20 protein-coding genes are annotated in these 21,970 nt (G+C 34.5%); 13 read left to right on the forward strand and 7 right to left on the reverse strand.

What is annotated here, in order from left to right; genetic code table 11:
- Positions 1 to 16: 16 nt before the first annotated feature.
- Both nusB and ACNQGH_RS06530 read right to left on the reverse strand, forming a co-directional pair.
- On the reverse strand, positions 17 to 928 hold the full coding sequence (gene nusB, locus ACNQGH_RS06525) for a transcription antitermination factor NusB (protein ID WP_417955212.1): 912 nt from the start codon (positions 926 to 928) through the stop codon (positions 17 to 19).
- 227 nt (positions 929 to 1,155) lie between these two features.
- The gene (locus tag ACNQGH_RS06530) at positions 1,156 to 2,262 is read right to left on the reverse strand and encodes a Glu/Leu/Phe/Val family dehydrogenase (RefSeq protein ID WP_417955175.1); all 1,107 of its coding nucleotides are present in this window, start codon (positions 2,260 to 2,262) and stop codon (positions 1,156 to 1,158) included.
- Between the two features lie 203 nt (positions 2,263 to 2,465).
- Between ACNQGH_RS06530 and ACNQGH_RS06535 the strand changes: the two genes are divergently transcribed.
- From ACNQGH_RS06535 to ACNQGH_RS06550, 4 genes are all read left to right on the forward strand, one after another.
- Complete coding sequence (locus ACNQGH_RS06535; RefSeq protein WP_417955176.1) at positions 2,466 to 4,226, forward strand: ABC transporter ATP-binding protein; 1,761 nt, start codon at positions 2,466 to 2,468, stop codon at positions 4,224 to 4,226.
- Between the two features lie 67 nt (positions 4,227 to 4,293).
- Positions 4,294 to 4,677: a PUR family DNA/RNA-binding protein gene (locus ACNQGH_RS06540; RefSeq protein WP_417955177.1), complete on the forward strand. Its 384-nt coding sequence runs from the start codon at positions 4,294 to 4,296 to the stop codon at positions 4,675 to 4,677.
- A gap of 334 nt (positions 4,678 to 5,011) precedes the next feature.
- Positions 5,012 to 7,531 (forward strand): magnesium-translocating P-type ATPase, encoded by a 2,520-nt coding sequence (gene mgtA / locus ACNQGH_RS06545; RefSeq protein WP_417955178.1) that lies wholly within the window; start codon positions 5,012 to 5,014, stop codon positions 7,529 to 7,531.
- A 134-nt stretch (positions 7,532 to 7,665) separates the two neighbouring features.
- Complete coding sequence (locus tag ACNQGH_RS06550; RefSeq protein WP_417955179.1) at positions 7,666 to 8,214, forward strand: RBBP9/YdeN family alpha/beta hydrolase; 549 nt, start codon at positions 7,666 to 7,668, stop codon at positions 8,212 to 8,214.
- Positions 8,215 to 8,231: 17 nt separating this feature from the next.
- Here ACNQGH_RS06550 and ACNQGH_RS06555 read toward each other — a convergent pair whose 3' ends face one another.
- The 4 genes from ACNQGH_RS06555 to ACNQGH_RS06570 form a co-directional block, all read right to left on the reverse strand.
- Positions 8,232 to 8,684, reverse strand: a complete 453-nt coding sequence (locus ACNQGH_RS06555; protein WP_417955180.1) for a YbhB/YbcL family Raf kinase inhibitor-like protein — start codon at positions 8,682 to 8,684, stop codon at positions 8,232 to 8,234.
- Between the two features lie 63 nt (positions 8,685 to 8,747).
- Positions 8,748 to 8,951 (reverse strand): DUF2188 domain-containing protein, encoded by a 204-nt coding sequence (locus tag ACNQGH_RS06560; protein WP_417955181.1) that lies wholly within the window; start codon positions 8,949 to 8,951, stop codon positions 8,748 to 8,750.
- An 81-nt stretch (positions 8,952 to 9,032) separates the two neighbouring features.
- On the reverse strand, positions 9,033 to 9,359 hold the full coding sequence (locus ACNQGH_RS06565) for a four-helix bundle copper-binding protein (RefSeq protein ID WP_417955182.1): 327 nt from the start codon (positions 9,357 to 9,359) through the stop codon (positions 9,033 to 9,035).
- A 290-nt stretch (positions 9,360 to 9,649) separates the two neighbouring features.
- The gene (locus tag ACNQGH_RS06570; protein WP_417955183.1) at positions 9,650 to 9,985 is read right to left on the reverse strand and encodes a tRNA-binding protein; all 336 of its coding nucleotides are present in this window, start codon (positions 9,983 to 9,985) and stop codon (positions 9,650 to 9,652) included.
- Between the two features lie 119 nt (positions 9,986 to 10,104).
- Between ACNQGH_RS06570 and ACNQGH_RS06575 the strand changes: the two genes are divergently transcribed.
- On the forward strand, positions 10,105 to 10,659 hold the full coding sequence (locus ACNQGH_RS06575; RefSeq protein WP_417955184.1) for a thioredoxin family protein: 555 nt from the start codon (positions 10,105 to 10,107) through the stop codon (positions 10,657 to 10,659).
- A 170-nt stretch (positions 10,660 to 10,829) separates the two neighbouring features.
- The gene (locus tag ACNQGH_RS06580) at positions 10,830 to 11,723 is read left to right on the forward strand and encodes an alpha/beta fold hydrolase (RefSeq protein WP_417955185.1); all 894 of its coding nucleotides are present in this window, start codon (positions 10,830 to 10,832) and stop codon (positions 11,721 to 11,723) included.
- Between the two features lie 116 nt (positions 11,724 to 11,839).
- Here ACNQGH_RS06580 and ACNQGH_RS06585 read toward each other — a convergent pair whose 3' ends face one another.
- Complete coding sequence (locus ACNQGH_RS06585) at positions 11,840 to 12,772, reverse strand: peptidylprolyl isomerase (protein WP_417955186.1); 933 nt, start codon at positions 12,770 to 12,772, stop codon at positions 11,840 to 11,842.
- 261 nt (positions 12,773 to 13,033) lie between these two features.
- Between ACNQGH_RS06585 and trmD the strand changes: the two genes are divergently transcribed.
- The 7 genes from trmD to ACNQGH_RS06620 all read left to right on the forward strand — a co-directional run bounded on the left by trmD (position 13,034) and on the right by ACNQGH_RS06620 (position 21,965).
- Entirely contained in the window at positions 13,034 to 13,711 is a 678-nt protein-coding gene (gene trmD, locus ACNQGH_RS06590; protein ID WP_417955187.1) for a tRNA (guanosine(37)-N1)-methyltransferase TrmD, read from the forward strand.
- A gap of 175 nt (positions 13,712 to 13,886) precedes the next feature.
- On the forward strand, positions 13,887 to 14,237 hold the full coding sequence (gene rplS / locus ACNQGH_RS06595; protein WP_416843693.1) for a 50S ribosomal protein L19: 351 nt from the start codon (positions 13,887 to 13,889) through the stop codon (positions 14,235 to 14,237).
- A 269-nt stretch (positions 14,238 to 14,506) separates the two neighbouring features.
- Positions 14,507 to 16,747: an NADP-dependent isocitrate dehydrogenase gene (locus tag ACNQGH_RS06600; RefSeq protein WP_417955188.1), complete on the forward strand. Its 2,241-nt coding sequence runs from the start codon at positions 14,507 to 14,509 to the stop codon at positions 16,745 to 16,747.
- 558 nt (positions 16,748 to 17,305) lie between these two features.
- On the forward strand, positions 17,306 to 17,896 hold the full coding sequence (locus tag ACNQGH_RS06605; RefSeq protein WP_417955189.1) for a TetR/AcrR family transcriptional regulator: 591 nt from the start codon (positions 17,306 to 17,308) through the stop codon (positions 17,894 to 17,896).
- Positions 17,897 to 17,909: 13 nt separating this feature from the next.
- Complete coding sequence (locus ACNQGH_RS06610) at positions 17,910 to 18,137, forward strand: hypothetical protein (protein ID WP_417955190.1); 228 nt, start codon at positions 17,910 to 17,912, stop codon at positions 18,135 to 18,137.
- 10 nt (positions 18,138 to 18,147) lie between these two features.
- Positions 18,148 to 19,419: an MFS transporter gene (locus ACNQGH_RS06615; protein ID WP_417955191.1), complete on the forward strand. Its 1,272-nt coding sequence runs from the start codon at positions 18,148 to 18,150 to the stop codon at positions 19,417 to 19,419.
- A 146-nt stretch (positions 19,420 to 19,565) separates the two neighbouring features.
- Positions 19,566 to 21,965 carry a TonB-dependent receptor gene (locus ACNQGH_RS06620; RefSeq protein ID WP_417955192.1) on the forward strand — a complete coding sequence of 800 codons (2,400 nt, stop codon included), beginning with the start codon at positions 19,566 to 19,568 and terminating at the stop codon, positions 21,963 to 21,965.
- The last annotated feature ends 5 nt before the right edge of the window (positions 21,966 to 21,970 follow it).

A 21,970-nucleotide genomic window follows, 5' to 3' on the forward strand; every position in this document is an offset into this window, starting at 1 on the left:
TTTTTATTTATAAATATTACATTAAACCACGACCAGCCTTAATAATTTTCTTGCTGGCCTCAAGTTCTTTCACTAAATTATCTAAAATTCCATTGATAAAAATACTACTTTTTGGCGTAGAATATTCCTTAGCAACTTCTAAATATTCATTCAATGTTACTTTCACAGGAATAGATGGGAATTTTAAAAATTCACAAATTGCCATTTTAAGAATAATGGTGTCAATTTCTGCAATTCTATCACTATCCCAGTTTGGTGTTTTATCAATATACTCTTTGGCTAATTCCGCTTCATTTAAGACCGTTTTTCTGAACAAATCCTTAACAAAATCTTTATCCTCATTGTCTTTATACAACTTCGGAACTCTGAAATTATCATCCTCACCCGATTTAATCGCTTTTAACTGTTTGATGATATGCGTATTTACTACCGGAATATCATCAACCCAAGTCAACTTATCGTCCTCCAAATATTCGTATAATTTTTCATTCGGAACAATTACTTCCATGAACAAATCAACAATAAATTGCCTATCTTCTTCAAACGTATTAGTAGCGTCACTCATGTATTTAGCATACAATTTACTCGCTTTTATATCATTAAGAAGCAATAAAATATAATCGTCATTTAAAGTCCAATTATTGATTTTACGGTTTTCCAGTGCAATATTTAGTGAATTATTTTCTGAAAGAATTTGAAAAATTTGATTTTTGATGAATTTTTCGTTGGGTTTGCGCTCCTCAGGAGTCGCAAGATGTTTCAGACTTGATTTATGCAAAAAGACCGTTTCTTTTTTACAAATTTCAATCAGTGAAGAAAGCATTATAAGGTATAGATCTTGAATATTGTCGATACTGTAAAAAAGGAATTTTTCTTCTTTCTCCAGATTATCTGAACCGCTTTGATGCATCGCATAAATGGACTGCATGACTTTAACGCGTATGTGTCTTCTATTTACCACCTTGTAAGAACTTTTATTAATTAGTCTGCAAAAATAAGAATTTCATTTTTTAAAATAAAATTAAAACGTTAAAAAAAGCTTTCAGTACTAATTTAGATTAACCTATAAGAAAACAGTCGCAGCATTCAGTCGCAGTTTCGGTTTAAACACGAGAACTGTGACTGCAAACTGCGACTGCATAACAACAAACCAACCTAGTTTTTACTCGTTTCCAGCTTTCTTTGGTCAATTCTATTTTGAGCAATCGTCAAAGCGGCATGATGCGTGGTCATCTTGTTAGCAATAGCAAAAGCAATAATTTCCAAAGTAGTGTTATAAATATTTTCTGTTTTACGCATGATTTCAGCTTTATCATAATGAGCTAATTCTGCATAAACATTGATAATTCCACCAGCATTAATCAAGAAATCCGGTGCATAAAGAATTCCACGTTCCTGCAAAATTGCTCCATGAATATTCTCATTTGCCAGTTGGTTATTAGCCGCTCCAGCAATTACTTTTGCTTTAATTTTATGTACAGTTGCATCATTTATAGTTGCTCCCATAGCACAGGGTGCATAAACATCAACATCAGCACTATATAAATCCTCTCCTGTAAATATTTTTGCGCTGTATTTTGCTCCTACTTCATACAATCTTTCTTCATTAATATCAGTAATGGTTACCAGTGCTCCTTCTTTAGTCAAATAATCCACCAACATTTCTCCCACATGACCAATTCCTTGTACCAATACTTTTTTTCCATCTAAAACGTCAGAACCAAATTGTTTTTTTACAGCCGCTTTCATACCTAAATATACGCCATAAGCAGTCACAGGAGATGGATTTCCAGCGCCACCTCTTTCTTCAGAAATTCCAGTAACATAGGGCGTCACGTCTCTTACAATATCCATGTCCCTGGTTTCCATTCCTACATCTTCAGCAGTAATATATCTTCCGCTTAATGAATGAACAAATTCCCCAAACTTACGCATCAGCTCAGGTGTCTTTTGGGTTTTGGCATCACCAATAATAACGGCTTTACCTCCGCCAATATTCAATCCCGTTATGGCTGCTTTATAAGTCATGCCACGAGAAAGTCGCAATACATCGTTCAGCGCTTCCCATTCATTGGAATAATTATACATCCGTGTACCTCCTAAAGCAGGACCCATAACCGAATTATGAATACCAATAATTGCTTTTAAACCTGTATCTTTGTCGTTGCAAAATACAATTTGTTCATGATCATCAAATGATAATTGACCAAAAACAGGATCCATTTTTTGAAGTTCCTTTCCAGTTGTGAAAGCTGCATTCATAGTGTTAATTTTTATAGTGATGAAATTACGAAATCGTCAAAAAGACAAATCAAATTTACATAAAAAATAAACATATCCTAATATTAGTGCGTTAAATTATCAATTTCATAATTATCGAATAGAATTGGTTAATTTTCAACAATATCAAAAATTGATTATTAATCGAAAAACAAAACTTTTTCAACACAGAATATCTTAAAAAAATGAAAGAATTACGTTATTTAAACAAATATTTCATCAAATACAAATACAGCTTTTCCCTTGGTATTTTATTTACAATTATAGCACAAATATTTTCTCTGTTTACACCAAAATTGATTAGCAAATCATTTAAGGTAATTGAATCCTTTTCAAAGGATAAAACAGTGACGGCGGATGTCATTCGGGAAGAGTTAATTTCAAACATTTTACTGATTATTGCGACTACAATTATAGCTGGTTTTCTTACATTTTTGATGAGACAAACTCTTATTGTAATGTCACGACATATTGAATTTGATTTAAAAAACGAAGTCTTTAGACAATATGAGAACCTATCGCAAAATTTCTATAAACAGAATCGTACGGGTGATTTGATGAACCGTATCAGTGAGGACGTTTCTAAAGTAAGAATGTACGTGGGACCCGCAGTAATGTATACTATTAATACGTTTATACGTTTTGCAATTGTGATTGGTTACATGTACAATGTATCACCCAGATTAACATTATACACCATTCTTCCGTTACCAGTACTATCGTATTGCATCTTCAAATTAAGTTCCGAAATCAATAAGAGAAGTACTATTTTCCAGCAATATTTATCCAAGGTTTCCAGTTTTTCACAAGAAATATTTTCTGGAATCCGAGTGATTAAGGCGTACTCATTAGAAGACCAACATCAAAACAACATGGTCGATTTGGCAAATGAAAGCAAAAGTAAGAGTTTAAATTTGGCAAAAGTGCAGTCTTTATTTGGCCCATTAATGCTGGCTCTGATAGGAATTAGCAACTTAGTTGTGATTTATTTTGGTGGTCTAATGTATATAAATGGTACTATAAAAAGCATTGGAACTATAGCTGAATTCATTTTATATGTAAACATGCTAACTTGGCCTGTTGCCTCATTAGGATGGGTTTCGTCAATGGTTCAAGAGGCCGAAGCTTCACAAAAACGTCTTAATGAATTCCTCAAAATCGAACCTGAAATAAAAAATAAAAACCTGAACAAATCTATTATTGAAGGTACTATCTCCTTCGAAAATGTAAGCTATACTTATGAAGACACAAATATAGAAGCATTAAAAAATATTTCTTTTAAAGTAAAAAAGGGCGAAACGCTGGCGATTCTTGGAAAAACAGGATCTGGAAAATCGACTATTTCTTCTTTAATCTCTCGCTTGTACGAAGTTACCAGTGGAAAAATAACTGTTGATGGAAATGAAATAAGTACTTTGAACCTATATGATTTAAGAAACAGCATTGGCATTGTTCCACAGGATGCCTTTTTATTTTCGGACAGCATCAAAAACAATATTAAGTTTGGTAAAGAAAATGCAACGGATGAGGAAGTAGAGACGGCGGCAAAAAATGCGGTGGTACATGACAATATCGTTGGTTTTAACAAACAGTACGACACTATTCTTGGCGAACGAGGAATCACACTTTCAGGTGGACAAAAACAACGTGTTTCCATAGCTCGAGCCATTATTAAAAACCCGGCTATTTTACTTTTTGATGATTGTTTATCGGCAGTTGATACAGAAACTGAAGAAGCCATTTTGAACAACTTACACGAAATTTGCAAAGACAAAACCACTATTATTGTTAGCCATAGGGTTTCATCTGCTAAAAATGCGGATAATATTATCATTCTTGAAGATGGAAAAATTATCCAACAAGGTTCTCATAATCAATTGATAAATCAAGAAGGATATTATGCATCCTTATATTTAAAACAACTTTCAGAAAAAGAATTACTATAATTGTTGTTTAATACATAAATTTTTATGATTTTTGATTGCTATTAAATAAAAATTGACAGAAAGGATTATGAGAGAAAATGACATGTTAGAAAAAGAAGAGATATTTTCTAAAGTTTTACGTGCTGGAAGAAGAACCTATTTCTTTGACGTAAGAGCTACAAAAGCTGATGATTATTACATAACGATTACCGAAAGCAAAAAATTCACAGAAGAAGATGGATCGTTTCATTTTAAGAAACACAAGATTTACTTATACAAAGAAGACTTTGCTGCTTTCGCAGAAATTCTCGACGAAATGACTTCTTATGTTTTGAACCACAAAGGCGAAGAAGTAATCTCTGAAAGACACCAAAAAGATTTCAAAAAAGAATACGCAGCTGACAAAACAGATGATGACGAAATTCTACCACAAACATCAACTTTTACAGATATAGAATTTGATGATATTTAATTCTTAGTTAGCTATATATCAAACAAAAAAGTCCAAAAGTCAACTGATTTTTGGACTTTTTTGTTTCTTTAAAAAAAGCAACTACGCCACCAAAGCTCACCAATTGGAATCATTTCAGCCTTAAAACCTGATTTAAGCGCCTAACAGTATCATTCCCATTTTTAAATTTGTTACTTTCCATATCAAATAGTCGTATCCATAAAATCACTAACTTTGATAAGCACCCGGATAACATGCATTTTACGACTTATTGTAATTTTTCTCTATCCTTTTAACAAAAAAAACTCCATTGCTTTTCTAATTGACAGTTTAAAAACTTAAAAAATTAGTCTTTATGCAAACATCATCAACAGATAATTTTTGGCAATTTGACACCAACTATTGGTTCCAAAAACTAAATAGCAGCGACAAAGGGCTATCCAAAACAGTTGCCGAGAAAATCCTGTCACAATCCGGACAACATAAAAAAAATAAATCTGTTTTAAAGAAGGACTTTTTCCTTTTTATAGGACAATTTAAAAGTCCGTTGATGTTGCTTCTAATTGCCGCAGTAATACTATCAGCCTTTCTTGGCGACACAACTGATGTTTTTATTATTCTTTTTATTGTTTTATCCACGGGCTTGCTTAGCTTTTTTCAGGAAAGAAATGCCGGTCGTTTTGTAGCGAATTTACAATCAATGATTGCCTTAAAAAGTCTTGTTTTAAGAGATGGAAAAGAACAAGAAATTCTTTCCTCCACTATCGTTCCTGGTGACATTATTTTCTTGAAAGCCGGGGATATGTTACCAGCCGACTGTTTAATTATTGAATCCAATGAGTTGCACGCCAATGAAGCTAGCTTGACAGGAGAATCCTATCCAACAGCAAAAATAGCGGGGATTTTAGACGAAAAGACCGAGCTAACCAAAAGATCAAACTCCCTTTGGGAAGGAACAAATATAGTCAGCGGCACGGCTGAAGCTTTGGTAATTAATGTCGGAACCAATACCATTTTTGGCTCTATAACCAAAAGTGTTTCCTCCACAGTAGAAACTAAATTTGAAAAAGGAATCAAAGACTTTGGTTATTTCTTAATGAAAATAACATTAGTCCTTTCTATTTTCATACTGATTGTCAACTTATTAAATCATAAAAGCGTAATTGAATCTGCCTTATTTGCTTTGGCTTTAGCGGTAGGAATGGCACCAGAATTACTTCCCGCCATCACCACAATCGCAATGAGTGCCGGAGCCAAAAGAATGTTAGACAAGAAAGTAATCGTTAAAAAACTAGCTTCCATTCAAAACTTGGGAGAAGTTAATTTATTATGCACTGATAAAACAGGCACAATTACAGAAGGGGCTATTATAGTGGCTGGAACAGTTGATGGGCTTGGCACCGAAAATGAATTTGTAAAAGAACTTGCGTATTGGAATGCTTTTTTTGAAACGGGTTATGCTAACCCCATCGATGAAGCTGTAAAAAAGTTACAACTGGCAACAAAAACCAACGTTGCAAAATTAGATGAAGTTCCTTATGATTTTATACGCAAAAGATTAAGTATCGCTATTAAAACTGATACCGAAAAACTATTGATTAGCAAAGGAGCGTTTAGCAATATCATGAGTATTTGTGCTACTGTAAGATTAAGTGATGGCAGGATTGAAGTCATGAAACAGCATCAAGCCGAAATTGAGAACAAATACGAAGAATTTGGAATCAATGGCTTACGAACAATAGGCGTCTGTTATAAACAAATCAGTACCGATTCGATAACTAAAGAAGATGAAACTGCCATGATTTTTGCCGGCTTTATTTTATTGGAAGATCCTGTCAAAAAAGGAATTACCGAAACCATTGAGGAACTAAAAAAACTTCAAGTACATCTCAAAATAATATCTGGAGACAATAAAAATGTTGCCCGATCCATCGCTTTAAAAATTGGTATTAAAAATCCTGTGGTAATGACAGGACAAGAACTTTTTAATACAAGTCCTGAGGCATTAAACCATTTGGTACGAAAAACACACATTTTCGCCGAAGTCGAACCGCAACAAAAAGAGCATATTGTTCAGGCTTTACGAAAAACATATACCGTTGCCTATGTGGGTGACGGCATTAACGATGTGTCGGCCTTGAGTACTGCTGATATTGGAATATCCGTTGAAAATGCTGTTGATGTGGCTCGAGAAGTATCCGATTTTGTTTTGATGGAAAAAGATTTAGCGGTTATTATAGATGGAATTAAAGAAGGGCGAAAAACTTTTGCAAATACTTTAAAATACATTTTCATCGGCACAGGTTCTACTTTTGGTAATATGTTCAGTGTGGCCATCGCTTCTCTTTTACTACCATTTCTCCCAATGCTTCCGAAGCAAATTTTACTAACCAATTTCATTACTGATTTCCCCTATCTCTCCATTGCATCAGACAATGTGGACCAAGAACAATTGAATAGACCTGGAAAATGGAATTTAAAACTGATCCGAAATTACATGGTTGTTTTTGGGATTCACAGTTCATTTTTCGATGTGGTTACTTTCCTGATTCTTCTGTATGTTTTAAAAGTAAAAGAATCTGCTTTTCAGACTGCCTGGTTTGTAGAATCTGTACTCACGGAATTATTCATACTGTTCATAATACGAACACATAAAAACTTCTTTAAAAGCAAACCAAGTAAGTACCTTTTCATTTTAAGTATTCTTGGATTAATAATTACAATCACACTTCCATATCTTCCTATTGCCGGTAAAATAGGATTGTCGCCGTTGCCATTGCTCAATCTTGGCATCATGCTAATTATTGTGCTGGTTTATATCATTACAGCAGATTTATTAAAAGTTTGGTTTTTCAAAAAGCACGCCTGGACTTGATAGTTACTAGATTCATAAAGCAAGTTTTTTTATTTCTAAAAATCATTTTTATTTCGATTTAATTATATATTTTTATTCCAAAATAATTCTTCTAAACACTTTTTAGATGAATTTATATTAGTCAAGTAATAAGAATGGAAATAAAATTATTAATCATCCCAGGGCTGGGTGATTCCGGAGAAAGTCATTGGCAAAGCTATTGGCTTAAGAAATACAAAAATAGCACTAAGGTAGTTCAGGACAATTGGGACGAGCCCGTAAGAGAAGAATGGCTCAAAAGATTGAACGAAGCAATGCAGAAATTAGATTCTCCAACAATTTTAGTAGCTCACAGCCTTGCGGTTTCTTTAGTAATGCACTGGGCTTCTACTAATAGCAATCCTAATGTAGTGGGCGCGCTATTAGTTGCACCTGCTGATGTAGATTCTCCCGAACATACACCAGAAAAAATCTGGAACTTTTCACCAATACCATTGTCAAAATTGAAGTTTCCATCCATAGTGGTAACCAGTGAAAATGATCCCTATATAGCGTCACAAAGAGCAGCGTATTTTTCTAAAATGTGGGGAAGTGATTTTATAAATATTGGTAAAAAAGGACATATCAATTCGGAATCAAATCTTGAATTTTGGGAAGAAGGACAATTGATATTGCAGCAATTGATTGATAAAATTAATAGCTAGGCGTACGATCCAATATATTACCTTTTATACAGGCCTACTAAATCTCCCGAGGAAATAACATGTCCTATCATCGCATGTACGAGTTCCTTTTCACCCGTTTTTGATGGTAAATTAAGTTTCGTATTTAAAGCATACACTTTAAAATGATAATGGTGCGTACCACTTGGAGGACATGGACCAAAATATTTATTTTCATGCATACTGTTGGAACCTACTGTTCCAGGTTTACTGTCTTCTTTTATAGCATTTTTTGGAGCAATATCCCATAATAGCCAGTGGCAAAATGTTCCATTTGGAGCATCTGGATCATCCACAATAATGGCCAGACTTTTTGCATTAGCAGGAATATCCTCTATCCGCAGTTCTGGATTTATATTTAACCCATCACAAGTATATTTTGACGGGATAAATTCATTGTTTTTAAAAGCGGGACTTTTCACTGTCAAGGTGGTACTTATTATTGCAGACATGATATAAAGTATAATAAGGTTCATAATTGTACTTATTAAAAGGGAATTTTAAGCATTTTTGGTTTATTTTTTTTTCGGAAACCTTTTGGTGAGTAATCCTCGATTGTTTGCCCACGTTTTTGCATGACTGATTGCTGTAGCAACAATTCTGCCCTCCGCTATGCTTCCTTTTTTGAACAATGCATTAGCAATTTCAATAGCTTTATTGCGAACCGCTTGAGGAAGATTCCTTAGAGAATTCGGATAATTTGTTTTTGTCCAAGGCATGACATTCCATTATCGTTTGTTTTGAAACCTAATAATAGCTATCGTTATTGTTAATATTATGAAATAACGATAGCTATTTTCCTAGTGTGCCAATTGTTGCTCATTGCACATTTCTGCGCATTTATGACATGCCTCAGCACATTTTTTACAGTGCTCCATTTGTGGATATTTTTCACATTCGGCAGCACACCTTTCGCACATTTCTGAACACAATTTTAAAAAGACATCTGTATTCTCAGAGTTCCTATCCAATAATTGCGCCGTCAAACGGCATATATCAGCACAATCCTGATCGTTCATCATACAGCGAGACATATCCATTTCCTTTTCTAAATGGCATGCATCATAACAATGTGTGCATTGTGCAGCACAAAAATGCAATACGTCAATCATTTTTTGCTTTTCCATTTTTCAATGTATTTAATTTATAGTCCTGTTTTTGAATCAACGGGCTGATTAGCCCAATTTTTTTTACTTTTAGGAAATCCAACTAATACTTAAATTTCCGTTAATTATTTAAAGGATTAGAAATAGTCAAATGACAAGAATACGTAGAGCGAACCAATTGGACCCCTAAATTTATACGCGAAGTAAATTTACGATATTTTTAAATTCAAATTATTAAAAATCAACGTATTAACATTTTTATAACTGCAATTAAAATGGTAAATTCAGCTATTTTACAACTCCTTTTGAACTTACCCAATTCGCAATCCATTTTCAATTTTGAAATCAGGCGCCAGTAAAATTACATCCCCTGCTGAACCTACAGCTCCCAATACGAGACATTCACTCATGAATTTCCCAATTTGCTTTTTAGGGAAATTGACCACGGCAACAAGCTGTCGGTTCAGCAAATCTTCTCTTTGATAGCGTTGGGTGATTTGTGCAGAAGTTTTTCTAATTCCGATTACCGGACCAAAATCTATTGTTAACTGATAAGCCGGTTTTCGGGCTTCGGGAAAATCATTTACTTCCAGAATAGTTCCCACTCGCATATCCACTCTTTCAAATTCAGACCAGGTTAGCATCATTCTTATTTAAGTTTAAAGTTGTAAACCAAACGTTTCGTAATCTAAATTAACATATAAATTTAAAACACAATCCTTTTTTCTTAACTTTAAACCTTAAATTCTAAACGAGAAAAACTTCAATGTCAAAAACTGCTTCAAAGATGGTGCCCCTTGGAACCGTTGCTCCCGAATTTTATTTGAGAGACACTAATTCAAGCGAATGGTTTTCCTTTTCAGATTTAAAAGGAGAAAAAGGGACTTTGGTATTATTCATTTGTAATCATTGCCCATTTGTACGTCATGTGATTGAAGAAATTGTTATGATCGCTAATGATTATCGCGTACAGGGAATTGGTATTATTGCCATTTCCAGTAATAACGCCGAAAAACAACCCCTAGATGCTCCGGAATTGATGACGGAATTCGCTTTCGAAAACAAAATGGAATTTTCGTATTTATATGATGAAACTCAAGAAGTTGCTAAAGCATACGGCGCAGCTTGCACTCCCGATTTTTTCTTGTTTGACAGCCAAAATAAATTAGTTTATCGCGGTCAATTGGATGACAGCCGACCCGGAAATGGAATTCCGCTTAGTGGCAACGATTTACGTGGTGCGATTGACAGCGTCATTTATAATCGAATAATCAATCCCAATCAAAAAGCAAGTATCGGCTGTTCGATAAAATGGAAATAATTGCCATTATAGAAAAAGCATACTGACATTCAACAGTATGCTTTTTTTATTTGTCCCAAAACAAAAAAATTACAACTATTCGCAGTAATTCTGTAATAGTGTTTTGTAAAATACCTCTAATTTTGTAACTATTTAGGAATACTAAATTTATCTTGAAAACAGTAATTGTTATGGAAACGAATCAAATTAACAGAAGCGAATCACTTAGTGAAGATAATTTTTCCGAATTTAAAATGGCAACGGATAAATACATTGAGACAGCACCAAATGTAAAACTATATGTAAAAGATTATGGTGAAGGCAAACCAGTGATTCTTATTCATGGCTGGCCTTTATCCAATGAAATGTGGGAATATCAAATTGACACACTGGTTCAAAATAACTTTAGAGTTATTGCGTATGACCGTCGTGGTTTTGGAAAATCCTCACAACCGTGGAATGGCTACGATTACGACACTTTGGCTGATGATTTAAAGGCTATTATTGATCAATTAAATTTAAAAGAAGCTACACTTGTAGGGTTTTCTATGGGAGGTGGCGAAGTGGTGCGTTATTTCAGTCGTCATGGTGGAAAAGGAGTTTCAAAAGCGGTGTTTATCTCTTCCGTGACTCCATTTCAACTAAAAACAGATTCTAATCCTGATGGTATTCCACAAGAAAAATATGATGGTATGGCGGAACAGATTAAAGAGGACCGAATTGGTTTTCTGGATAGTTTTGGAAAAACATTTTTCGGTGTAAGTTTTATCAGCAAACCTGTAAGCACCCCTTTGCTGGATTATTATAGAATGCTGGGTTCTTTTGCGTCGCCACGTGCTACATTAGAATGTGCAAAGTCATTTTCCTCAACCGATTTCCGAAGAGAAATGGCTTTGGTAAATGTCCCTACATTAATCATTCATGGCGATGAAGACAAAACCGTCCCTATTGAAATCACTTCTGAGATAGCAACAAAATTAATACCGGACAATAAATTTATTGTTTATGAAGGAGCTCCACATGGTTTATTTTACATTGAAAAAGATAAATTAAACAAGGATTTGCTTGAATTTTTAAATTCATAGATTTGAATTTACTCGAATTCCCAAAAAGCAACAAGTCCATTTATTACATAAAAAAAACCAAAACTCTCGTTTTGGTTTTTTTTATCTGACAACTGAAATCTGTGATCTGAATTAGACTATTTTACGTCCATTAATTCTACGTCAAAAATCAATGTAGCATTTGGTGGAATTGCTCCTCCAGCGCCACGAGATCCGTAACCTAAATTAGCCGGAATCACGAAACGTGCTTTATCACCTACGCGTAACAAGGCAATTCCTTCATCCCAACCTTCAATAACATTTCCTTTTCCTAATGGAAATTCGATTGGTTTTTTACGAGGATATGAACTGTCAAAAACTTTGCCGTCTGGAAGTTGTCCTGTGTAATGTACCGAAACTATTTTTCCGTTCTCCGCTTTTTTACCTTCACCTCTTTGGATGAATTGGTAACGCAAACCGCTTTCCGTTTTTTCAAAACCAGCAGCTAGTTTTTCCATTGCTGCTTCAGCGTCTGCTTTTAAAGCTGCATCACGTTTGTTACGTGAACCTTTAAAAGTGATAAAAGCTTCAATTGCATTCCAATTTTTAGCTTCTTCACCTACTCTGATAATTTCTAAAGATTCCAAAACATCACCTTGCTGTACGGCATCAACAACATCCTGACCTTCTACTACATGACCAAAAACAGTATGTTTGTTATCTAACCATTCTGTTGGAATGTGTGTAATATAAAATTGAGAACCATTTGTTCCTGGTCCTGAGTTAGCCATAGCCAAAACTCCCGGACGGTCGTGTTTCAAACTTGGATGAAATTCATCATCAAATTTATACCCTGGATCTCCTGTTCCCGTTCCTAGTGGACAACCACCCTGGATCATGAAATCTGGAATTACCCTATGGAATTTTAATCCATCATAAAATTTAACCCCTTGTGGTTTTACTTTATTTTCTAAGTTTCCTTCTGCCAATCCTACAAAGTTCCCAACTGTTCCTGGAGTCAAATCGTGCGTTAGTTTTACTAAAACAGCACCTCTTGTGGTGTTGAATTTAGCATATATTCCGTTTTCCATTTTTGTTTAATTTTTATTGAAGGGCAAATTTACGAAATTAATTTTAAAAAGGGAATTGAGGCGTTGATTTGGTTATTTGAAAGTTTGCAGACAAAAAAGGTATGCAAATTAAAAAACCTTTCAAACTTGATAACGCAAAGACCTCGGTTAGAGAGCATCCTTTTTATTTCCTTTAAAATAAAAAAATTGCAAGGAATGGCAGGAAATAGCTTCTGAAAAAAAACTTTGTACCTTTGCCCTTTGAAACTTAGAAAAGAAATTATGCGCATTGATATTGTTACCGTTCTCCCAGAATTATTGCGAAGTCCATTTGAGGCTTCAATTATGAAACGTGCCATCGATAAAGGATTGGTGGAAGTCCACATTCATAATTTAAGGGATTATACAACCAATAGACAGAAAAGCGTGGACGATTATCCTTATGGTGGTGGTGCCGGAATGGTAATGACGGTGCAACCCATTGATGCTTGTATTACACATTTGAAAAGCGAAAGAACCTACGACGAAATAATTTATATGTCGCCAGACGGGGAAACCCTGAACCAGAAAATGGCGAATACCATGTCGATGTATGAGAATATTATTATTCTTTGCGGACATTATAAAGGCGTAGATCAACGGGTACGCGACCATTTTATTACGAAGGAAATTTCGATTGGCGATTATGTATTGTCCGGTGGAGAATTAGGAGCTTTAGTATTATCGGATGCTTTAATCCGATTGATTCCAGGCGTTTTGAGTGATGAAACTTCAGCATTGACCGATAGTTTTCAGGATGGATTATTATCCGGTCCTATTTACACACGCCCAGCAGATTATAAAGGATGGAAAGTTCCTGATGTTTTAACCAGCGGAAATTTTGCCAAAATTGATAAATGGCGGGAAGATATGGCGTATGAACATACTAAGAATAGAAGACCTGATTTGCTGGACGAATGAAAATCACTATAAATAGTGTATTTTAAATCCCAAAGATCTCAGTATAAGGATTCAAATAATTCAAAATTTATAATTTATAATCCAAAATATTTTTTTACTTTTGCGCCCACATTAGATTAACCTCTGGCGAGATCCGTGAATGTTGATTTAATAAAAAACCATAATTAAAATTATCATGGCAGATTTAATGAAATTCGTTCAAGACGAATTAGTAGCTAGAAAAGATTTCCCTGTTTTTGGAGCTGGTGATACTATCACAGTTTACTACGAAATTAGAGAGGGTGAAAAAACTAGAACTCAGTTTTTCAAAGGAGTTGTTATTCAAAGAAGAGGTTCTGGTAACACAGAAACTTTTACTATTCGTAAAATGTCAGGTGCTATTGGAGTGGAGCGTATCTTCCCAGTAAACTTACCCGCTTTACAAAAAGTTGAAATCAACAAAAAAGGTGCTGTTCGTAGAGCTAGAATTTTCTACTTCAGAGAACTTACTGGTAAAAAAGCTAAAATTAAAGACAAAAGAAGATAGTCAACGATCTCTTTATTATAAAAAAGTCTCAACAAATGTTGGGACTTTTTTTTTGCTAATTTTTCCTCATATAAATTCCTAATTTGGGATTTAAGGCTGTATAAAATTAACAAATTCAGAATAACTAGTTAGAATTTGAAAATTCGTGTTTTTCTATGTAAAATGAGCCTTCTATTACATCTGATTTTCATATATTTGTCCGCCTTATTTCAAGTGAAACACCTTATTTAAGCTACATTTAACCGTGATTAGATTATAAAAATACAAAAATGACACAGAAATCAAAAATTTTTTACACCCTTACTGATGAAGCGCCTTTGTTGGCAACATATTCATTTCTACCTATTGTACAAGCATTTACATCAACTTCTGATATTGAAATTGAAACTAGAGACATTTCTTTAGCCGGAAGAATTTTAGCAAACTTTCCTGAGTTTTTGACTGAAGATCAAAAAACTGCTGATGCTTTATTAGAACTTGGACAATTAGCAACAACCCCAGAGGCAAACATCATAAAATTACCAAATGTTTCTGCATCTGTTCCTCAGTTAAAAGCGGCTATTGCTGAATTACAATCTCATGGTTATAATTTACCAGACTTTCCTGAAGAGCCGCAAAACGAAGCTGAGATAACAATCAAAGCTAAATACTCTAAAATTTTAGGTTCTGCCGTAAATCCAGTTTTACGTGAAGGAAACTCTGACCGTAGAGCCCCTAAAGCAGTTAAAAATTACGCTAAAGCAAACCCACATTCTATGGGAGCTTGGTCTTCTGACTCAAAAACAAAAGTAGCGTCTATGGAAAGTGGTGATTTTTACGGAAGTGAAAAATCAATCACCGTTGCTGATGCAACTGATGTGAAAATAGAATTTGTTGGTAAAGATGGTTCAATTACTGTTTTGAAAGCGAGCACTCCATTAAAAGCAGGTGAAATCATCGACAGTGCTGTAATGAACCTGAATGCTTTACAAAGCTTTGTTGCTAAAACAATCAAAGAAGCTAAAGAACAAAACGTTTTACTTTCAGTTCACCTGAAAGCTACTATGATGAAAGTTTCTGATCCAATTATTTTTGGAGCAATAGTAGAAGTTTATTTCAAGGAAGTTTTCGAAAAATATGCTGCACTATTCAATGAATTGAATATCGACACCAGAAATGGCTTGGGTGATGTTTATGCAAAAATTGCAGGACACCCTATGCAGGCTGAAGTGGAAGCTGCAATAAACCAAGCTATAGAAAATGGACCAGCGCTGGCCATGGTAAATTCTGAAAAAGGAATTACCAATCTTCATGTTCCTTCGGATGTGATTGTAGATGCTTCTATGCCGGCAATGATCCGTACTTCAGGACAAATGTATAACAAGGAAGGAAAATCACAAGATACTATTGCGATTATACCAGACCGATCTTATGCTGGAATTTATACTGCGACTATAGATTTTTGTAAAAAACACGGGGCTTTCGACCCAACAACTATGGGAAGTGTACCAAACGTAGGTTTGATGGCACAAAAAGCAGAAGAATACGGTTCACATGACAAAACATTCCAAATAAATGAGGAAGGAATTGTTCGTGTTGTTGATACCAACGGAACTGTTCTAATGGAACAAGCCGTTGAAACAAAAGATATTTTCAGAATGTGTCAGGCAAAAGATGCTCCGATTCAGGACTGGGTTAAATTAGCAGTAAACAGAGCTCGTTTATCAAATACTCCAGCAGTTTTTTGGTTAGATGAAAAAAGAGCACATGATAAAGAATTAATCAAAAAAGTAACAAAATACTTAAAAGATTACGACACTACAGGTTTGGACATCCGTATTCTTAATCCTATTGCGGCAACTAACTTCACATTAGAAAGAATCATTAAAGGATTGGATACTATTTCTGTAACAGGAAACGTATTGCGTGATTATTTAACTGACTTATTTCCTATTTTGGAAGTCGGCACATCGGCCAAGATGTTATCTATCGTTCCGCTGATGAATGGTGGTGGTTTATTTGAAACAGGTGCAGGTGGATCAGCTCCAAAACATGTCGAACAATTTACACAAGAAGGTTATTTACGTTGGGATTCACTTGGTGAGTTCTTGGCTTTAGGAGCTTCATTAGAACATTTAGGTCAAACGCTAAACAACGCTAAAGCAATTATTTTAGCTGAAACCCTTGATGTAGCTACTGAAAAATTCTTGGCAAATGACAAATCACCAGCCCGCAAACTGGGAGAAATTGACAACCGTGGTTCCCAATTTTACTTGGCAATGTATTGGGCAGAAGCATTAGCAGCGCAAGATAAAAATGACGAACTGAAAGCTATCTTTACTCCTATTGCAGCCGCATTTGCAGCAAACGAAGCTAAAATCAATGCAGAGTTGATCGGAGCACAAGGAAAACCACAAAATATTGGTGGTCATTACCAGCCTAATCCGGAATTAACAACCAAAGCGATGCGTCCTAGCGAAACATTTAATGCTATTCTGGACAGAATTGCTGTTCCTGCAAAAATAGCTTAATAAAGTAATTTCGTACAGTAAAAAAGACGACCCCACGGTCGTCTTTTTTTATACTCGTTTTGCAACTTTGAAATCAGAAGTAATAATTTTTTTATGTTTTATAGTTCCTAAACTGGTAGAGACAAACAAAAAAATTAAGTCTCTTTTTTTCATAATTGAAAAGCAAACTATAGTAGCCGGCAAATGAATAGGTCAATCAACAATTTAGACTTCCGTTAAAAGCTCATCGTTCAATTTTACGCTTTAGAGCCTCTTTATCTACAACTGCTTTGTCAGGGAATCAAATTGCATACGGATTAGGGTTTTGAATATTCCTAATCGTTCAGCAAGTTATCCAAAACCAAGACTGATTTTTTGCCATTGAAATTTAGACAGTCATTCCATTAAGCAATCACTCCTCTTAAATAGCTTTAGTATAAATGGGCCGTAAAACCAAAACGACCGATTTATACATTTGCACCCTTGAAAGTTATTTTTTTTTGTAAAAAATATTTTTTATGTAAATAAGCGAACATTCATTTATAATTAATACTTTTGCTTCGTTTTAAACACGAAACAATGCGAACAAGAGATCCAAACAAAGAAGAGATAGTCAAACAGAAAGCCATAGAAATGCTGGTAAAACTTGGCATTGAAGGCTTTGGAATGAATAGATTAGCAAAAGAAAGTGGTGTTTCAGTAGCAACATTATACATCTATTACACTGATAAAGACGATTTAATAAAAAAAATCGGGATAGAAATTGGACAAAATTTCTTTAATGAAATGGTCAAAGGTTTCTCGACAACAATGCCTTTTGAGGTTGGTTTACGCAAACAATGGGAAAACAGATCTCGATTTGCAACCACCTATCCTTTGAAAGTTGCTTGTTGGGAACTCTTAAGTCACTCCAGTTATCGAGACTGCATTTTAGAAGAAACCTTGGCTGATTTCAAAACATTAATGGGTGATTTTTTAAAGAATGCCATTGAAAAAAAAGAATTAATCCCTATATCCAAAGAGGTATTTTGGAGTATTGCTTACGGGCCGTTATATACTTTGCTTCGTTTTCATAACGAAGGAAAAAGCATGGGAGGACTTCCTTTTAAACTTACCCAGGAAACTACTGACAAAGCATTTGAATTAGTCATAAAAGCATTGACACCATAAAAAAAAATTAACTATGAAAAACCATTTCGAGAACATACTGGTCTTTGCAACCAATATTGCATCGGAAAACGATAAGCAAAAAGTAAGTAATGTACTGCATGAGCATTCTGAAATCTATCAATGGAATATTGATCTAGAAGATGTTGATTGTGTTTTGCGAATCGTAAGCAAAACTTTATCAGAAGAGCAAGTGATACAGCTTATAGAGATACAAAATTTCAAGTGCACAATATTAGAATAAACAAAAGAAAATGACCGAGCAAGAACTACAATCAACAGCATTAACAGGCTACCAAAAATTTGCTATTTTTATATTAGCCATCACTCAGTTTACTGTAATACTAGATTTTATGGTCATGTCTCCATTAGGTGATATCCTAATGAAATCATTAAGCCTAAAACCATCCCATTTTGGATTAGTTGTATCTGCCTATGCTTTCAGTGCAGGAATTTCAGGTCTTCTTACTGCCGGTTTTGCAGATAAATTCGATCGTAAAAAACTATTACTATTCTTTTATGTCGGTTTTATAGCAGGAACAATTTTATGTGGAATGGTCACTTCATATCCATTACTTGTAGCAGCCAGAATTGTTACGGGTTTGTTTGGTGGAGTTATCGGCTCAATATCAATGGCAATTGTTGCTGATTTATTTACACTTCACCAGCGAGGTCGGGTAATGGGATTTATTCAAATGGGATTTGGAGCAAGTCAAATTTTAGGCATCCCTATTGGTTTATATCTTGCGAATGCTTGGGGTTGGCACGCACCTTTTTTATGGGTAGCTGCTATGGCTGCTATTGTGGCCCTCCTGATTGCCATTAAATTAAAACCCATAAATAAGCATCTTGGCATCAAACAAGAAAAATCACCATTTGCACACTTAACACACACTATAGCAAAAAAAGACTATAGAATTGGTTTCACTTCCACTGCGTTGCTTTCAATAGGTGGCTTTATGATGATGCCCTTTGGCAGCGCTTTTGCAATAAACAATTTACATATCACACAACATCAGTTACCTATTTTATTTATGATTGCCGGATTATCTACATTAGTAGTAATGCCATTAATTGGAAAATTGAGCGACAAAATAGATAAGTTCAAAATATTTGTATATGCGTCTATATGGTCAATAGTAATGATAGCAATTTATACTAATCTAAGTGTTACCCCACTTTGGTTAGTCGCTCTTTTAAATGTACTTATGATGATGGGGATTATGAGTCGCATGGTGCCTTCAACAGCGTTGTCAACATCGATACCTGTAATGCAAGACAGAGGAGCATTTATGAGTATAAATTCATCACTGCAACAAATAGCTGGTGGTATTGCAGCTGCTTTTGCAGGAACTATTGTCGTACAAAAAGATGAATTTAGCCCATTAGAACATTATAATACATTAGGAACTATAATAATTATCATTTCAATTATTTCAATATTTTTTCTATTTCGAGTTGATAAACTTGTAAAAAAGAATGCCGAAGAAAAACTACAAAACATTCCTAATATTCCGGAAATATAGGTTTTACAGGAAAAATTGAAAAAGAAATTTCTGAATGAATTAAAAATTGGATTGCCATTTAAAATTAAGCAACTTAGCAAAAATTAATACCTTTTCAATTGGTATTCCTTTTATAATTAATGTAATTTGTATTTCAAAATCCAGAGATGATTTCAAAAAAAATTGGCACACTCCTGCTTTTATTTTTAACAGCCCTAAACTCCTTTTCACAAGACAGGGAACTGGCAAAGCAAAAATTTACCCTTAGCGGAATTATTATCGATGCCAACAGTAATGAAACCCTAATAGGAGTGAATGTAGTAATCCCAGAATTAAAAACAGGTCTTACTACCAATGAATATGGATTTTACTCAATCACGGTTCCAAAAGGAAATTACACTATTCAAATCAGCTATTTAGGATATCAAACGATAGAGGAACCGATAAATTTAGACCAAAACATAAAGAATAATTTTAAATTAGTAAACAATGAAACCATATTAAAGGAAGTGGTCATTATTGATAATAAAACTAAAACCGACATTCACAAACCTGAGATGAGTATCAACAAACTCGCCATTTCAGCTATCAAGAAAATGCCGGTTGTACTAGGCGAGGTTGATGTTCTCAAATCTATTTTATTGCTTCCAGGAGTTACTAATGCGGGTGAAGGCGCATCCGGATTTAATGTACGTGGTGGTGCTGCAGACCAGAATTTAATTCTATTGGACGAAGCTACCATCTTTAATTCCTCACATGTTTTTGGCTTTTTCTCTGTTTTCAACCCCGATGCAATAAAGGATTTAAAGTTATACAAGGGCGGAATTCCGGCTCGTTTTGGAGGAAGAGCTTCTTCGGTTTTGGACATTTATCAAAAAGACGGAAACAGCAAAGATTTCCACCTAAATGGAGGTATCGGATTAATCTCGAGTAGAATTTTGGTCGAAGGACCAATAGTTCAAGACAAAGGTTCTTTCCTTATTGGCGGAAGAAGTTCGTATGCTCATTTATTTTTAAAACTCTCTGAAGAACAAAAAAACAACTCCGCTTATTTTTATGATTTGAATACCAAGTTGAGTTATAAATTGAACCCCAATAATAATCTGTATTTTTCGGGATATTTTGGAAGAGATGTTTTTAGCCTGAACAAAAGCTTTACAAATATTTATGGAAACTCCACTTTAAACCTGCGTTGGAATCATTTATTTTCAGCTAAATTATTTTCGAATTTATCACTAATCTACAGCGACTATTATTATGGATTGGATTTGGATTTTGTAGGTTTTAAATGGGATTCCGGCATCAAGAATTACAATATCAAATACGATTTTAAAAATTATATTTCTGACAAATTCAAATTGAATTACGGTATAAATGCCATTTATTACAATTTTAATCCAGGAACCATAAGACCATCTAATACAGATTCCGGAATTAATTTTGATCAATTGGATAAAAAATACGCTTTCGAACCCGCCCTATATATCAATGCGGATCATGAAATTTCGAATAAGATTTCGCTTTCTTATGGTTTACGATATAGTATATTTTACCGTTTAGGACAATCTACCGTAAATATTTATCAGAATGACACTGCTGTAACTTTCAATCCGGATTTACAGATTTATGAAAAAGCGACGCCTATTGGCACTAAATTTTATAAGAAAGACAAAGTGATCGAGAGCTTCAATAATTTAGAACCCCGTTTTTCTTTTGTCTATCAAATCAACGATGACCAATCTATAAAAGCCAGCTACAACCGAATGGTACAATATTTACAATTGATTTCCAACACCTCCTCTCCTACTCCGCTTGATGTTTGGACTCCGAGTGGTACATTCATTAAGCCTCAAATTGCGGATCAGGTGGCTTTGGGTTACTTTAAAAATTTCAAAAAAGGAATGTATTCTTTAGAGGTAGAAACGTACTATAAAAAAGTAAAAAACAGATTGGATTATATTGACGGCGCAAATCTAATTGCTAACAAGGCAATTGAACAAGTAATCCTTAATGGCAAGTTAAGATCTTACGGTTTGGAAATTATGTTCCGCAAAAACGAAGGCAAATTAAACGGTTGGATTTCCTATACTTTATCAAAATCCGAACAACAAACATCAGGAAGAACTCCAATAGAAACAGGAATTAACAACGGAAATTGGTACAATTCTGTTTATGACAAATTGCATAATATTGCAATTACAAGCTCCTATAATCTAAATGACAAATGGTCTTTTGGAGCTAATTTTGCATTACAGACCGGACAACCCGTAACCTATCCAAATGGACAATACGAATACCTTGGAATAACCGTTCCAAGTTATGATTTAAGAAATGAAAACCGGCTTCCGGCCTACCATCATCTCGACATTGCTGCAACATGGACTCCGCGTAAAAATAGGGACCGAAAGTGGAAAGGAGAATGGGTTTTTAGTATTTACAATTTGTACAATAGAAAAAATGCGGCTTCAGTCAATTTTAGAGAAAATATGGACACTGGTACTAATGAGGCCGTAAAAACTTCCATTTTCGGAGTTGTTCCTGCCGTCAGTTATAACTTTAAATTTTAATTTTC

Source organism: Flavobacterium kochi (assembly GCF_048286715.1).
Classification (GTDB): Bacteria; Bacteroidota; Bacteroidia; order Flavobacteriales; family Flavobacteriaceae; genus Flavobacterium.

Excerpts from the sequence above, each read along its gene's own strand:
- ACNQGH_RS06565 (WP_417955182.1), bottom strand. The coding sequence starts at position 9,359 with ATGGAAAAGCAAAAAATGATTGACGTATTGCATTTTTGTGCTGCACAA.
- ACNQGH_RS06540 (WP_417955177.1), top strand. The coding sequence starts at position 4,294 with ATGAGAGAAAATGACATGTTAGAAAAAGAAGAGATATTTTCTAAAGTT.
- ACNQGH_RS06560 (WP_417955181.1), bottom strand. The coding sequence starts at position 8,951 with ATGCCTTGGACAAAAACAAATTATCCGAATTCTCTAAGGAATCTTCCT.
- ACNQGH_RS06555 (WP_417955180.1), bottom strand. The coding sequence starts at position 8,684 with ATGTCTGCAATAATAAGTACCACCTTGACAGTGAAAAGTCCCGCTTTT.
- ACNQGH_RS06585 (WP_417955186.1), bottom strand. The coding sequence starts at position 12,772 with ATGGAAAACGGAATATATGCTAAATTCAACACCACAAGAGGTGCTGTT.
- trmD (WP_417955187.1), top strand. The coding sequence starts at position 13,034 with ATGCGCATTGATATTGTTACCGTTCTCCCAGAATTATTGCGAAGTCCA.
- rplS (WP_416843693.1), top strand. The coding sequence starts at position 13,887 with ATGGCAGATTTAATGAAATTCGTTCAAGACGAATTAGTAGCTAGAAAA.
- ACNQGH_RS06615 (WP_417955191.1), top strand. The coding sequence starts at position 18,148 with ATGACCGAGCAAGAACTACAATCAACAGCATTAACAGGCTACCAAAAA.
- ACNQGH_RS06605 (WP_417955189.1), top strand. The coding sequence starts at position 17,306 with ATGCGAACAAGAGATCCAAACAAAGAAGAGATAGTCAAACAGAAAGCC.
- ACNQGH_RS06550 (WP_417955179.1), top strand. The coding sequence starts at position 7,666 with ATGGAAATAAAATTATTAATCATCCCAGGGCTGGGTGATTCCGGAGAA.
- ACNQGH_RS06575 (WP_417955184.1), top strand. The coding sequence starts at position 10,105 with ATGTCAAAAACTGCTTCAAAGATGGTGCCCCTTGGAACCGTTGCTCCC.
- ACNQGH_RS06610 (WP_417955190.1), top strand. The coding sequence starts at position 17,910 with ATGAAAAACCATTTCGAGAACATACTGGTCTTTGCAACCAATATTGCA.
- ACNQGH_RS06580 (WP_417955185.1), top strand. The coding sequence starts at position 10,830 with ATGGAAACGAATCAAATTAACAGAAGCGAATCACTTAGTGAAGATAAT.
- ACNQGH_RS06535 (WP_417955176.1), top strand. The coding sequence starts at position 2,466 with ATGAAAGAATTACGTTATTTAAACAAATATTTCATCAAATACAAATAC.
- ACNQGH_RS06600 (WP_417955188.1), top strand. The coding sequence starts at position 14,507 with ATGACACAGAAATCAAAAATTTTTTACACCCTTACTGATGAAGCGCCT.
- ACNQGH_RS06530 (WP_417955175.1), bottom strand. The coding sequence starts at position 2,262 with ATGAATGCAGCTTTCACAACTGGAAAGGAACTTCAAAAAATGGATCCT.
- ACNQGH_RS06570 (WP_417955183.1), bottom strand. The coding sequence starts at position 9,985 with ATGATGCTAACCTGGTCTGAATTTGAAAGAGTGGATATGCGAGTGGGA.
- ACNQGH_RS06620 (WP_417955192.1), top strand. The coding sequence starts at position 19,566 with ATGATTTCAAAAAAAATTGGCACACTCCTGCTTTTATTTTTAACAGCC.
- nusB (WP_417955212.1), bottom strand. The coding sequence starts at position 928 with ATGCAGTCCATTTATGCGATGCATCAAAGCGGTTCAGATAATCTGGAG.
- mgtA (WP_417955178.1), top strand. The coding sequence starts at position 5,012 with ATGCAAACATCATCAACAGATAATTTTTGGCAATTTGACACCAACTAT.